The 14217-nt window shown below is 66.9% G+C and carries 11 protein-coding genes; 5 read left to right on the top strand and 6 right to left on the bottom strand.

Features of this window, described 5'->3' with window-relative positions; translation table 11 throughout:
• Positions 1-6 precede the first annotated feature (6 nt).
• Positions 7-1413: an RsmB/NOP family class I SAM-dependent RNA methyltransferase gene (locus H0A72_RS16800; RefSeq protein WP_180157423.1), complete on the bottom strand. Its 1407-nt coding sequence runs from the start codon at positions 1411-1413 to the stop codon at positions 7-9.
• The gene (gene purN / locus H0A72_RS16795; RefSeq protein WP_180157652.1) at positions 1406-2035 is read right to left on the bottom strand and encodes a phosphoribosylglycinamide formyltransferase; all 630 of its coding nucleotides are present in this window, start codon (positions 2033-2035) and stop codon (positions 1406-1408) included. The genes H0A72_RS16800 and purN overlap by 8 nt, the downstream gene beginning before the upstream one ends.
• Before the next feature lie 111 nt (positions 2036-2146).
• Here purN and H0A72_RS16790 point away from each other — a divergent pair, with 111 nt between their 5' ends.
• From H0A72_RS16790 to dut, 5 genes are read left to right on the top strand one after another with little or no spacing between them, the layout of a single operon-like run.
• Positions 2147-3112, top strand: coding sequence for a bifunctional riboflavin kinase/FAD synthetase (locus tag H0A72_RS16790; RefSeq protein WP_180157421.1), 966 nt, complete (start codon positions 2147-2149; stop codon positions 3110-3112).
• A complete protein-coding gene (gene ileS, locus H0A72_RS16785; protein ID WP_180157419.1) occupies positions 3102-5942 on the top strand; it encodes an isoleucine--tRNA ligase in 2841 nt (946 codons plus the stop codon). The genes H0A72_RS16790 and ileS overlap by 11 nt, the downstream gene beginning before the upstream one ends.
• Positions 5935-6480: a signal peptidase II gene (gene lspA, locus H0A72_RS16780; protein WP_180157417.1), complete on the top strand. Its 546-nt coding sequence runs from the start codon at positions 5935-5937 to the stop codon at positions 6478-6480. The genes ileS and lspA overlap by 8 nt, the downstream gene beginning before the upstream one ends.
• Positions 6481-6496: 16 nt before the next feature.
• Complete coding sequence (gene coaBC, locus H0A72_RS16775; RefSeq protein WP_180157415.1) at positions 6497-7705, top strand: bifunctional phosphopantothenoylcysteine decarboxylase/phosphopantothenate--cysteine ligase CoaBC; 1209 nt, start codon at positions 6497-6499, stop codon at positions 7703-7705.
• Between the two features lie 20 nt (positions 7706-7725).
• Complete coding sequence (gene dut / locus H0A72_RS16770) at positions 7726-8175, top strand: dUTP diphosphatase (RefSeq protein ID WP_180157413.1); 450 nt, start codon at positions 7726-7728, stop codon at positions 8173-8175.
• Positions 8176-8202: 27 nt separating this feature from the next.
• Here dut and H0A72_RS16765 read toward each other — a convergent pair whose 3' ends face one another.
• From H0A72_RS16765 to clpA, 4 genes are all read right to left on the bottom strand, one after another.
• Positions 8203-8859, bottom strand: coding sequence for a PqiC family protein (locus tag H0A72_RS16765; RefSeq protein ID WP_180157411.1), 657 nt, complete (start codon positions 8857-8859; stop codon positions 8203-8205).
• Between the two features lie 67 nt (positions 8860-8926).
• Positions 8927-10585 carry a PqiB family protein gene (locus tag H0A72_RS16760; protein WP_180157409.1) on the bottom strand — a complete coding sequence of 553 codons (1659 nt, stop codon included), beginning with the start codon at positions 10583-10585 and terminating at the stop codon, positions 8927-8929.
• The gene (locus H0A72_RS16755) at positions 10582-11895 is read right to left on the bottom strand and encodes a paraquat-inducible protein A (protein WP_246437075.1); all 1314 of its coding nucleotides are present in this window, start codon (positions 11893-11895) and stop codon (positions 10582-10584) included. The genes H0A72_RS16760 and H0A72_RS16755 overlap by 4 nt, the downstream gene beginning before the upstream one ends.
• Positions 11888-14209 (bottom strand): ATP-dependent Clp protease ATP-binding subunit ClpA, encoded by a 2322-nt coding sequence (gene clpA, locus H0A72_RS16750; RefSeq protein ID WP_180157407.1) that lies wholly within the window; start codon positions 14207-14209, stop codon positions 11888-11890. Before clpA ends, H0A72_RS16755 begins: the two co-directional genes overlap by 8 nt.
• Positions 14210-14217 lie beyond the last annotated feature (8 nt).

Below are 14217 nucleotides of genomic sequence, written 5' to 3'. Positions count from 1 at the left end.
TTTGCATCAATTTTCGGGCTTGGAGCGCTCCATTACCGCGGCGAAAAAGCCGTCCGTGCCATGGCGGTCGGGCCGCATGTTCAGAAACGGGCCTTGCAGTGTCAGATTTTCACAACGATCGGCGGCGATTTTGGCGGCATCGAGCAGCGTAAATTCGGGATTTTCCGCCAAAAACGCCTTAACTTGCTCTTCATTTTCCTCGGGCAGGATGCTGCAAGTGGCGTAGATGAGCCTGCCGCCCGGCGCCACGCAGCGCGCCGCCTGGGCCAGTATCTTCGCCTGGGTCTCCTTCAGCGCGGCCAGCGATTCGGGGTGCTGCCGCCATTTCAGGTCGGGATTGCGCCGCAGCGTGCCCAGGCCGCTGCAGGGCGCATCGACCAGCACCCGATGGGCCTTGCCGCGCAGGCGCTTGACCCGCTGGTCGTTGTCGGGGTCGATCACGACCGGCACGATGTTGGACAGCCCGCTGCGGGCGAAGCGCGGCTTGGCCCGCGCCAGCCGCGCGGCGGAGACGTCGAACGCATACAGCCGCCCCGTGGAGCGCATGAGCGCGCCGATCAGCAGCGTCTTGCCGCCCGCCCCCGCGCAATAGTCGATGATCATCTCGCTGCGGCGCGGCGCCACCAGCGCCGCCAGGATCTGGCTGCCCTCGTCCTGGACCTCGATTTCGCCTTTCTCGAACATGGGCCAGCGGTTCACCGGCGGGCGGCCCTGCATGCGGATGCCCCAGGGCGAGTACGGCGTGGGCTGCGGGTCGTAGCGCAAGGCCGGGCCGCTGCGCAGCTGCTTGAGCATCTCGGCGCGCTCGACCCGCATGGGGTTCACGCGCAAGTCCAGCGGCGCCGGCCGGTTCAGCGCCTGGATCAGCGCATCGGGATCTTCCAGCGTGGACAGCTTCTCGTCCAGCCAGTCGGGCAGGCTGTCCCGCACCGCGCGGGCCAGGCCGCGGACGTCCAGGGAACGCACGTGGGCCAGCCAATGGCGTTCGTGCTCTTCCAGGCCGGCGTCCAGCACGGACGCGTCCATGACGGCGGCCAGGCCCAATATGGCCAGGCGCCGGGTGGCCGGGCCGGCGCCGCTTTCGGCGAACTGCCGGTAGCGGCGCAGATTGCGCAGCACGTCGTATACGGCCTCGGCCACTTCCCCCCGGTCGCGCACGCCCAGCTTGGGGTGCGCCTTCAGCCAGCGCGACAGCACCGCGTCCGCCGGGAATTCCCATTGCAGGACTTCCCCCAGGACCGCGCGCACCTGCTCGATGCGCACGGCCGCCAGCACGAAGGGGCGCTCGCCCGGGCCGGCGGCGGGCCGGCCGGGGGCCGGACGCGCCGGCGCCCGGCCCCGTCGCGCCTCGTCGCGCGCCGCCGTGGCGGTGTTTCGTTCCCGGCCGCGGCGCGGCTTCTCTGCATTATTCATAACGACCTTCTGAAGATTCGACGCCGTCGGGCGTCAGCACGAAAGCACGGCTGGCGACGCCCCGGACCTGCACGCGCTGCATGGCGTCCAGCGCTACCCGCCCTTCGGCCAGCCAGCCCGCCACCTCGGCATACATCCGATGCTCCACGCCCAGCACGCGCGCGGCCAGGCGGTCCGGCGTGTCGCCCGCCAGCACCGGCACCACGCCCTGCGCGATCACGGGTCCGTAATCCAGCACGGGCGTGACGAAATGGATGGTGCAGCCATGCCACTGCACGCCCATGGCGAGCGCCTGCTGGTGCGTGTGCAGCCCCGGAAAGGCCGGCAGCAACGAGGGATGTATATTGATGAGCCGGCCATTGTACCGTTCAACGAAGGCGGGGGTCAGCACGCGCATGAAGCCGGCCAGCAGCACATAGTGCGGATCGTGCGCGTCGATGGCGGCGGCGAGCGCCGCGTCGAAGTCGTCGCGGCTGGCATAGTCGCGATGCGCGACCACCTGGGTGGCCAGGCCCTGCTGCCGCGCCCAGGCCAGCCCGGCGGCATCGGCCCGGTTGGCGATCACCGCGCAAACCTCGGCCGGCAGCGCCCGTTCCCGCAGCGCGTTGACGATGGCCTGCATGTTCGACCCGCGGCCCGAAATCAGGACGACGAAGCGGCATCCCGTAGGAAAAGTGGGGTTCAAGACTATAATTCCTGAGTTGAAGCAATACAAAATTGTAAACTCTCGGGTGTGAAAAACTCTTCTACCATCTACCGCACCCTGCCGCGCCACGACAGCCAGCGCCCAAGCGCGGTAACCATCGGCAACTTCGACGGTGTCCACCGCGGGCACCAGGCGATACTCGCGCGGGTGCGCCAGACCGCGCTGGAACGCGGCCTGGCGTCCGCCGTCATGACTTTCTCGCCGCATCCCCGCGCCTTTTTCGCGCTCCGGGGCCGGCGCCCGGAACTCGTGCCCACCCAGATCAACAGCCTGCGCGACAAGCTCTCCACCCTGGCCCGCCACGGCATAGAACAGATCGCGCTGCAGCGTTTCGACCACCGCCTGGCGGACATGTCCGCCGAGGACTTCATCGGCCGTCTGCTGGTGGGCGGCCTGAACACCCGCTGGCTGCTGGTGGGCGAGGACTTCCGCTACGGCCACAAGCGCAGCGGCGACATCGAACTGCTGCGCCGCTCCGGGCGCGAATACGGGTTCGAAGTCGAGACCATCGCCGACGTGGCCGACGAGCACGGCCATCGCATCTCCAGTTCCGAATTGCGCACCGCCCTGGCGGTCGGCAACCTGGAACGCGCCCGCCATCTGCTGGGGCACGCCTACCGCATCAGCGGCCATGTGGTGCACGGGCAGAAACTGGGCCGCAGCATCGGTTTTCCCACCCTGAACCTGCGGGTCCCGGCGCAATGCGCTTTGCGCTCCGGCGTGTACGTCGTCCAGGTCCATGGCCTGGGGGACAAACCCATGGCGGGCGTCGCCAGCCTGGGCGTGCGGCCCACCGTGAGCAGCGGCGGCAGGCTGCTGCTGGAGGTCCACCTGCTCGACCGCAGGGTGGACGCATACGGTAAACTCACGTGTGTTGAATTTCTTGAATACCTGCGGGACGAAGAAAAATTCCCCGACCTTCCCACTATGATCGCTGCCATCGAACAGGATGCGCAAAGCGCTCGCGACCATTTCGCCTTCCATGGACTATAGAAACACCCTGAACTTGCCCGACACCCCCTTCCCCATGCGCGGCGACCTGGCCAAGCGCGAACCCGGCTGGATCGCCGAGTGGGAAGAAAACAAGGTCTACGCCGCCATCCGGAAAGCCAGCAAGGGGCGCCCCAAGTTCATTCTCCATGATGGGCCGCCGTACGCGAACGGCGACATCCACATCGGCCACGCGGTCAACAAGATCCTGAAGGACATCATCGTCAAGAGCCGCAACATGGCGGGCTTCGACGCCGTCTACGTGCCCGGCTGGGACTGCCACGGCATGCCCATCGAGATCCAGATCGAAAAGAAATACGGCAAGCACCTGCCCGTGGCGGAAGTGCAATCCAAGGCGCGCGCCTATGCCTATGAACAAATAGACCGCCAGCGCAAGGACTTCAAGCGCCTGGGCGTGCTGGGCGACTGGGAACGCCCCTATCTGACCATGAACTTCAGCAACGAGGCCGACGAGCTCCGGGCGCTGTCGCGCATCATGCAGAAGGGCTATGTCTTTCGCGGGCTCAAGCCGGTGAACTGGTGCTTCGATTGCGGCTCGGCGCTGGCCGAAGCCGAAGTCGAGTACGCCGACCGCAAGGATCCCTCCGTCTACGTGGCATTCCCCTTCGACGACCCCGCCAAGGTGGCGCAGGCTTTCGGCCTGGCGTCCGCGGAAGAAGGCGCCATCGTCATCTGGACCACCACGCCCTGGACGCTGCCGGCCAACCAGGCGCTCAACGTCCACCCCGACTTCGACTACGCCCTGGTCCGGCTCGATGCCGGGCGCAATACCGGCCCCCTGCTGCTGCTGGCGCAAGACCGCGTCGAGGCCTGTCTGCAAGAATGGCAGCTCGGCGGTTCCGTAATCGCCACGGCCAAGGGCGGCGCGCTCGCGGGGCTGGAGTTCCGCCACCCGCTCTGGGACGCGCACGCGGGCTACCAGCGCACCGCGCCGGTCTATGTGGGCGAATACGTCACCCTGGACAGCGGCACGGGCGTCGTGCATTCGTCGCCCGCCTATGGCGTGGAAGACTTCCTGTCCTGCAAAGCGCACGGCCTGGCGGACGACCAGATCATCAACCCCGTCAAGGGCGACGGCCACTACGCCGACAGCCTGCCCCTGTTCGGCGGGCTGATGATCTGGAAGGCCAACCCGCTCATCGTCGACGCGCTGCGCGACGCCGGCACCTTGCTGCACACGGCGCCGCTCACCCACAGCTACATGCACTGCTGGCGGCACAAGACCCCGGTCATCTACCGCGCGACCAGCCAATGGTTCGCCGGCATGGACCGCCAGCCCGAGTCCGGTCCGACCCTGCGCGAAACCGCCCTCAAGGGCGTGGAAGACACCGCGTTCTACCCGGCCTGGGGCCGCGCGCGCCTGCACGCCATGATCGCCAACCGCCCCGACTGGACCCTGTCGCGCCAGCGCCAATGGGGCGTGCCCATGGCCTTCTTCGTCCACAAAGAAACCGGCGAGCTGCATCCGCGCACCCCGGAGCTCATGGAACAGGTGGCGCAGCGCATCGAGAAAGAAGGCATCGAGGCCTGGCAGTCGCTGGATCCGGCCGAACTGCTCGGCGCCGAGGCGGACCAGTACGAAAAAAACCGCGACACGCTGGACGTCTGGTTCGATTCCGGCACCACCCACGCCACCGTGCTGGGCGGCCAGGACCACGCCATCAACGGTTCGCACGCCGACGAGCTCGCCTGGCCGGCCGACCTCTATCTGGAAGGCTCCGACCAGCACCGCGGCTGGTTCCATTCCTCGCTGCTCACCGGCTGCATGCTGTATGGCCGGCCCCCGTACAAGGCCTTGCTGACCCACGGCTTCGTGGTCGACGGCCAGGGCCGCAAAATGAGCAAATCGGTCGGCAACGTGGTCGCGCCCCAGAAAGTCTCCGACACCCTGGGCGCCGAAATCCTGCGCCTCTGGACGGCCTCCACCGACTATTCCGGCGAGCTGTCGATTTCCGACGAAATCCTCAAGCGCGTGGTGGAAGGCTATCGCCGCATCCGCAACACCTTGAAATTCCTGCTGGGCAACCTCAGCGATTTCGACCATGCGCGCGATGCCGTTCCGCTCGAACAGATGTTCGAGATCGACCGCTACGCGCTGGCCATGACGGCGGCCATGCAGGCCGAGGTGCTGGCCGGCTACGAGCGCTACGAATTCCATCCGGCCATTTCCCGGCTGCAAATCTTCTGCTCGGAAGACCTGGGCGCCTTCTACCTGGACGTCCTGAAAGACCGCCTCTACACCGCCGGCAAGACCAGCATCGCGCGCCGCTCGGCGCAGACCGCCGTGCACCACGTCACGCAGACGCTGCTCAAGCTGCTGGCGCCCGTGCTGTCGTTCACCGCCGAAGAAGCCTGGAAAGACCTGCACCCGGGCCGCGACGACATCGCCACCATCTTCACCGAGCTCTACCACGCCGTGCCCGCCCAGGGCGACCCGGACGCCCTGATGCGCAAATGGGCGCGCCTGCGCGAGATCCGCGCCGAAACCATGCGGCGCATCGAGGAAGTGCGCAGCGCCGGGGAAATCGGCTCGTCGCTCGCGGCCGAGGTCGACATCCACGCCGGGCCGGGCGACTACGAACTGCTGGACAGCCTGCAAGACGACCTGCGCTTCGTCCTGATCGTATCGCGCGCCGCCGTGCATCGCAGCGACGGCGAACTGCGCATCGAGGTCGCGGCCACCCGGCAGCCCAAATGCGAGCGCTGCTGGCACCACCGGGCGGACGTCGGGCGCGACCCCGAACACCCCACGATCTGCGGGCGCTGCGTGGACAACCTGTTCGGCGCCGGCGAGCTTCGGCAACATGCCTGAGGGCGCGCACACCCCCCGGCTTTCGCCCGGGCGGCGCAACGCCCGCTTCTGGGCGTGGCTGGTGGGCGCGCTGGCCATCATCGTCGCCGACCAGCAGACCAAGATCTATTTCGACACCGCGCTGCAGTACGGCGAACGGCGGCCCGTGCTGCCCTTCTTCGACTTCACGCTGCTGTACAACCCGGGCGCCGCCTTCAGCTTCCTGGCCGACGGCCATGGCTGGCAACGCTGGCTGTTCACCGCCATCGCCGTGGGCGCCACGGGGCTGATTCTTTACCTGTTGCGCAAGAACCCGGGCCAACGCCTGTTCTGCGCATCGCTGACCTGCATCCTGGGCGGCGCGATCGGCAACCTCATCGACCGCGTGCAACACGGGCATGTGATCGATTTCCTGCTATTTTATTGGGAATCGTGGTTCTTCCCCGCGTTCAACGTGGCCGACATCGCCATCAGCTGCGGCGCCGCCCTGCTGGTGCTCGACGAAATCCTGCGCATGCGCCGCGGCAAGAAGCAGTCCGAATCCCCGTCGCAAGACTGAAAAGGCGGATCCCCCCATGCTCGACCTTCAACACAAACGCATCGTGCTGGGCCTGACGGGCGGCATCGCCTGCTACAAGGCCGCCGAATTCCTGCGCCGGGCGCAGGACGAGGGCGCGGTCTTCGACGTGGTCATGACCGATGCGGCCAGCCGCTTCATCACTCCGGTGACCATGCAGGCGCTGTCGGGGCGCCCTGTGTTCCAGGACGCCTGGGACGCGCGCATGCCCAACAACATGGCGCACATCAACCTGACGCGCGGCGCGGACGCCATCTGCATTGCGCCGGCGAGCACCGACTTCATCGCCAAGCTCGCCCACGGCATGGCCGACGACTTGCTGTCCACGCTGTGCGTGGCCAAGGGCGCCTGCCCCTTGCTGGTCGCTCCCGCCATGAACCGCGAGATGTGGCTGCACCCGGCCACGCAGCGCAACGTCGCGCAGCTGCGGGCCGACGGCGCGGTGGTGCTGGGGCCGGCGGAAGGCAGCCAGGCCTGCGGCGAGGTCGGCGGCGGGCGCATGCTGGAGCCGCACGAACTGCTGTCCGAACTCATCGCCTTCTTCCAGCCCAAGCTCCTGGCCGGGCGCCGCGTGCTCATCACGGCGGGCCCCACGTCCGAAAAAATCGACCCGGTGCGCGTCATCACCAACCGCTCTTCCGGCAAAATGGGCTACGCCATCGCCCGGGCGGCCCGTGAAGCGGGAGCCGAAGTCATCCTGGTCTCCGGCCCGACTGCTTTGGCGGCCCCCTACGGCGTGCGGCGCATCGACGTGGAAAGCGCGGTCGACATGCATGCCGCCGTGATGGCCGAGGCCGGCCGCAGCGACGTGTTCATCTCCGTGGCCGCGGTCGCCGACTGGCGCGTCGCCAACGCCAGCGACAGCAAGCTGAAGAAGCGGGCGGACGGCCGCCCCCCAAGCCTGGAATTCGAGCCCAACCCGGACATCCTCGCCGAGGTGGCGGCCCTGCCGTCCGGCCCATGGTGCGTGGGATTCGCCGCCGAAACGGAAAACCTGGAAGAACACGCCCAAGCCAAGCGGGTGCGCAAAGGCGTGCCGCTGCTGGTGGGCAATCTCGCCCAGCGCGCCATGAACGCCGACGACACCGAGCTCGTGCTTTTCGACGAAACCGGCCATCACGCGATGCCGCCCGCCGACAAGATCATTGCCGCGCGCCGGCTGGTGGAGCAAATCGCCCGCCGCCTGCCCGTGCGCCCTTCTCCCTGACCAACCATCCCCCCGCCACCATGAGAAAAATCGGCCTGAAGATCCTGGACCCCAGAATGAACGATTATCTGCCCGCCTATGCCACCAGCGGCTCGGCGGGACTGGATCTGCGCGCCTGCATCGACCATCCCATCACCCTGGAGCCCGGCGCGACGGAGCTGATTCCCACCGGCCTGGCAATACACATCGCCGACCCTGCCTACGCGGCGATCATCCTGCCGCGCTCGGGCCTGGGGCACAAGCACGGCATCGTGCTGGGGAATCTGGTGGGCTTGATCGACTCGGATTACCAAGGCCCGTTGATGGTGTCGGCCTGGAATCGAGGCCGGCATGCGTTCGTGCTGGAGCCCATGGAGCGGCTGGCCCAGCTGGTGGTGGTTCCGGTGCAGCAGATCGAATTCGAGATCGTGGATGAATTCGAGAGCAGCGATCGGGGCGCAGGCGGCTTCGGCAGCACGGGACGGGCCTGACACCCCCCGCCCAGAGCCCGCAAGGGATCACAGCCCGGAACACCCCCTCAGCTCCACGCCATCGCCCTCGGCCGGCGCCTTCCCGCCACGCAGCTGCTCCGCGATCACCGCGCTCAGGCGCCGCAAAGCCTCCTGGTGCGCCGACACGAGCGCCGACACGCCCTCGCGCTCCACGGGTACTCGCGCCGACGCCCGGCAGAGCACCTTGCGGCCGTCCTTCAGATTCACCGGCACCAGTTGCCAAGTCGCATCCAGCAGCGCATAGCGCCCGTACACCGACTCGAACCGCTGGACCGCCAAAGCGACCTTCCAGCTCGGCGCGTCGCCCCCCGGCCCGGAGCTCGAGACATCGATCACCCCCAGACGCCCCGACAAGTCATCGGACAAGGCATTGCGCAATTCCTGCGACAGTGGCGACGCCCACAGATAATTGTTGAGGATGACCACCTGCGTCGTGGCGGTGTCGTTCAGCACGATCTGCAGCCGGTCCAGCTGCTCCGGCACGCTCACCGGCTGCACATCGATGACATAGCCGGGCGGCGGCGACGCCTGCGATGCCGGCGCGGCGTCGCGCTTGGACGCCGCGGGCGGCATCAGGGTGTAATAATGGCTGGCCGGGCTGCTTGCGCAGCCGGCCAGCGCAACGGCCATGAGCGGTATCAGCAAAAACTTCGCGCCATGCATGGAAACTCCTGGTTGTGGTCTCGGCCCCCGTCTGCCGCCTGGCTTGCCATGTTAACCGGACGACACACTAAGGGACCACCGTGATCGCATCGGGCCCCTTGCCCCGGATCACGGACGACGGATGGGATTGCAGATAATCGGCCAGCGCGCGCAGGGACTTGGCCGCGTTGTTCAGTTCGCGCAGCGTGCGTTCCACGTTGCCGCTCATGGGCGAGTTCTCGGACAGCAGTTTTTCGACCTCGCCCAGCGATTTCCTGGCCGCCTTCAGGGTGGCCGTGGCCTGCGGCGTCAGCTCGCCTTCCAGACGTTGCAGCAGCTTGGTCGCCGCGTTCAGGCTGCTGCGCAGGTCGGTGACGATGCCGTCGAACGGCACCGCGTCGATCTTGCTGACGATGCTGCTGATCTGCTGCTGCAGGCGGTCGAAGCTGCCGGCGATGGTGGGCAGCACCAGCGGCGACCGCCGGGCATCGAACTCCACCTTCTCGGCGTCCCGGAAGAAGTCCAGCGCGACGTACTGCTGCCCGGTCAGGATGTTGGCCGGGCGTATCTGCGCCCGCAGGCCGTGTTCGACCAGCGGCCCCAGCAGCGCCCCGCCATGGTATTGGCTCGAGCCCTCTTCCAGCATCAGGTTCTCGTACACGGCGCCGAACCTCAAGGGATAGAGCTCCGCCTTCACCAGCGCGAAGAAACGCTTGGTTTCCTTGTTGAACTCCAGGTCCACGTCGATGACCTTGCCCAGCTCCAGGCCGCGGAAATCGACCGGCGCGCCCACTTTCAGCCCGCGCACCGACTGCTGGAAATGGAACTCGATGGCGAACGGCGGCCCGTCGGGGTCGGCCAGCGCCTCGGTCCGCGAAGCCGCCAGCTTGAAATCGCTGCCGGCCGGCGCCTGCAGGGTGTTGTCCTCGTTCGCGGACGCGAACGCCACGCCTCCGGCGATCATCGACACCAGAGAACCGGTCTGCACGTTGAAGCCGTCGGCGTCCAGCGACAGGTTGATTCCGCTTGCGTTCCAGAAGCGTGTATCGCTGGTGACGAATTTGTCGTTGGGCGCATCGACGAACACCTGGATGTTCACCGATTTGCCGCTTTCGTCCAGGTCGTAGCCGATGATGCGGCCCACCTGGATGCGCCGGTAATAGACCGGCGAGCCGATCTCCAGGGAACCGAGGTCGTCGGCATGCAGGGTGTAGCGCGTGCCCGGCCGGCCGCTGGTGACCTCGGGCGGTTTTTCCAGGCCGACGAATTCGTACACCGGCGTCGCCCCCTTCTTGACCTCGGTCTCAGCGGCGTCCACGGCGATGTAGGCGCCCGAAACCAGGGTGCCCAGACCCGACACGCCGCTCAGCCCCAGCCGGGGCCTGACCACCCAGAAACTGGTGCTTTCGCGCGTGATGAATTCCGAGCCGTCGCGCACGAGCTCGGCCGTGACCAGCACTCTGGCGCGGTCCTCCGCCACCCGTATGCCCGTCACCGTGCCGATGGCGACGTCCTTGTAGCGCACCTTGGTCTGCCCCACCTCCAGGCCTTCCGCGGTTTCGAAGCTGATGGTGATCGTGGGCCCGGTCGCCAGCCAGCTGCGGGCCAGCAGCGACAGGCCGACCAGGGCGGCGACCAGGGGCACGAACCAGATCCAGGAAATCCGGGTTTCGCGGCGGGGATGGACGGTCGGCGCCGGCACCTTCGCCGGCGAATCGGGTTCTTGTGGAGCGTGGACTTCGGTCATGCCTTTCCCTGTTGTGCTGAAGGGGCTGCTGCGCGGGCCGGAGCCTGGGCCGGGGCCGGACTTCGTGCTGTATCCGACTCCCCGTTGCGCGCATCCCACCCTCGGCGCGGATCATAGCTCATCGCGGCCATCATGGTCAGGATCACCACGAGCCCGAAGCTGACGGCGGCGGGCCCCGCCATGACTTGGGAAATGCCGGGGAAGTTCGCCATCGAGGTCATCAGGATCACTACGAACACGTCCAGCATGGACCATTGCCCGATGAACTCGACCAGTTCGTACAAGCGTGTGCGCTGGCGCTGCACCCGATGGCCGCGCCAGCGGCCTTGCGTCATGAGCACCATCAGGGCCAGCAGCTTGGTCATGGGCACGACCACGCTCGCAACGAAGACGATGACCGCGAGGTCCAGCGAGCCCAGGCGCCAGAGCTCGATCACCCCGCCCAGAATGGTGTGCTCGGCGTCGCTGACGGCGGTGCGGATGCGCATGACGGGCAATACGTTCGCGGGCACGTAGGCGATCCATGCCGCGATGATCAAGGCCCACACCCGTGAAAACGGCCGGGGCTTCCGGTAGTGCGTGGTCGACCGGCACCGGACGCAGGGCACGCCCCGGCCGTCGGCCGGAACGGGCTGCACCATGCCGCAGGCCAGGCAGCACGAATGGAGGGCGTCGCCGGAGATGTCGCCCGCCGTGGCAAAAGGCACGAGGCCGGCGTCTTCGGCGTGCCGCCACAGGCGCAGGGACGACAGCCGGCTGAGCGCCGTCAGCAAGACGGTCAGGACCCCGAACGCCAGGATGGCCGGTCCGGGCACGATGGTGGCGAACCCGGCGAATTTCACCAACGCCACCAGTATGGCCAGCATCAGCACCGGCACCATGCTCCAGGGCTCGGCGAAGCCGAGCAGGCGCATGCCGTAGGGGAAGTCGGCCGGAAGCCGCCGGGAACGTATGGCCGTCAAGGCCCACAGGCAGCAGAGGATTTGCGACAGCGGCAGCCAGAACGCGAACATGCCGGTCATGACGGACAGCGTGTAATGGCCCTGCTGCCAGGTCAGGTACAAGGCATGCGGCAGGTTCGCATGCACGGTCATGGCCTGCACGTTCAAGGTCGCGATGGGGAAGTAGTTGGCGATGCCGAACACCACCAGCGTGGTCAGCACCAGCGACAGCCAGCCGTCGAGCGTGAAATAGCTCTGTCGGTACAAGACATAGCCGCAGACGTTGCAGCAGGCCATCGCGCCCTTTTCGATGGGAACGCGTTCATGCAGCGTTCCGCAATGCCTGCACGCAACCAGCGGGTTAGTCAACGAGCTCGGGTTCGGGATGCGACGGCGACGACTGCTTTTGCCCGCCCGGCTTGCCGGATCTGTCGGAGAACACCAGCTTCACCTTGCCGTTTTCGTCGACGTCGACTTCCACATGCCCGCCGTCCACCAGGCGCCCGAACAGGAGCTCATCGGCCAGGGCCCGGCGTATGGTGTCCTGGATGAGGCGCTGCATGGGGCGCGCGCCCATGGCCGGGTCGAAGCCTTCCTTGCCCAGGTGGGCCCTGAGGGCATCGCTGAAGACGACTTCGACGCGTTTCTCGTGGAGCTGGTCTTCGAGCTGCATGAGGAACTTGTCGACCACGCGCATGATGATTTCGTGCGACAGCGGCGTGAAGCCGATGATGGCGTCGAGCCGGTTGCGGAACTCGGGCGTGAACATGCGCTTGATGTCGGCCATTTCGTCGCCGGTGCGCGCGGGCGCGGCGAAACCGATGGCGTTGCGGTTCAGGGTCTCGGCGCCGGCGTTGGTCGTCATGACGATGATCACGTTGCGGAAATCGGATTTGCGCCCGTTGTTGTCGGTCAGCGTGCCGTGGTCCATGACCTGCAGCAGGATGTTGAAGACGTCGGGGTGGGCTTTTTCGATCTCGTCGAGCAGCAGCACGCAATGCGGCTGCTTGCTGATGGCTTCGGTCAGCAGGCCGCCCTGGTCGTAGCCGACATAGCCCGGCGGCGCGCCGATGAGGCGCGACACCGTGTGGCGTTCCATGTATTCCGACATGTCGAAGCGCAGGAGCTCGATGCCCAGCACGAAGGCGAGCTGGCGCGCGACTTCGGTCTTGCCCACGCCCGTGGGGCCGGAAAACAGGAAGGAGCCGATGGGCTTGTCGGGCTTGCCCAGGCCGGAGCGCGCCATCTTGATGGCCGCCGCCAGGGCCTCGATGGCCTTGTCCTGGCCGAACACCACGGTCTTGAGGTCGCGTTCCAGGGTGGCGAGCTTGTTGCGGTCGTCGGTGGAAACGCTTTGCGGCGGGATGCGCGCGATCTTGGCCACCGTGGCCTGGATCTCGGCCTTGCCGATCAGTTTCTTCTGGCGGGACTTGGGCAGCAGGCGCTGCGCCGCGCCGGCCTCGTCGATGACGTCGATGGCCTTGTCGGGCAGGAAGCGGTCATTGATGTGGCGCGCCGAGAGCTCGGCCGCCGCGGTGATGGCGGCCGACGAATAGCGCACGCCGTGGTGCGCTTCGAAGTGGCCCTTGAGGCCGCGCAGGATCTCGATGGTTTGCGCGACCGTGGGTTCGGCGACGTCGATCTTCTGGAAGCGGCGCGACAAGGCGTGGTCTTTTTCGAAGATGCCGCGGTATTCGTTGTAGGTGGTGGCGCCCAGGCATTTCAGCTGCCCGGACGACAGCGCCGGCTTGAGCAGGTTGGAGGCGTCCAGCGTGCCGCCGGACGCCGAGCCAGCGCCGATCAGCGTGTGGATTTCATCGATGAAGAGCACCGCGTTGCGGTTGTCCTTCAGGCATTTGAGCACGCCTTTCAGGCGCTGTTCGAAGTCGCCCCGGTACTTGGTGCCGGCCAGCAGCGCGCCCATGTCGAGCGCGTAGACTTCGGCGTCGGCCAGGATGTCGGGGACGTCGCCCTTGGTGATGCGCCAGGCCAGCCCTTCGGCGATGGCCGTCTTGCCTACGCCGGCCTCGCCCACCAGCAGCGGATTGTTCTTGCGCCGGCGGCACAGCACCTGGATGACGCGCTCGACTTCGTGCTCGCGGCCGATGAGCGGGTCGATGCGCCCGCTGCGGGCCTCGGCGTTGAGGAAGGTGGCGTACAGTTCCAGCGGGGACTTCTGCTGGTCGGACTTGGGCTCGGCCTCGGCCGCCTGGGCCTTGGGCGGCTCGACGGGCGGCTCTTCCGCGGCCTTGGTGATGCCGTGCGACAGGTAGTTCACCACGTCCAGGCGCGTCACCCCCTGCTGCTGCAGGAAATACACCGCGTGGGAATCCTTTTCGCCGTACATGGCGACCAGCACGTTGGCGCCGGTGACCGTGTTCTTGTTGGAATTGCCGGACGAGACGTGCATGATGGCGCGCTGGATCACGCGCTGGAAGCCGAGCGTCGGCTGGGTGTCGACTTCGTCCTCGCCGGGGAACACCGGCGTGTTTTCATTGATGAATTTGCGCAGTTCCTGGCGCAAGGTTTCGATGTTGGCCGAGCAGGCGCGCAGCACTTCGGCCGCGGCGGCGTTGTCCAGCAGGGAGAGCAACAAGTGCTCCACCGTAATAAATTCATGTCGCGCGCTGCGGGCCTCGACAAAGGCCATGTGCAGGCTGACTTCAAGTTCTTCGGAGATCACGCTTCCTC

This window comes from Parapusillimonas granuli (assembly GCF_013416525.1).
In the GTDB taxonomy this organism is placed as follows: Bacteria; Pseudomonadota; Gammaproteobacteria; order Burkholderiales; family Burkholderiaceae_B; genus Parapusillimonas; species Parapusillimonas granuli.
This window is presented reverse-complemented; position numbering and strand designations above follow the sequence as displayed.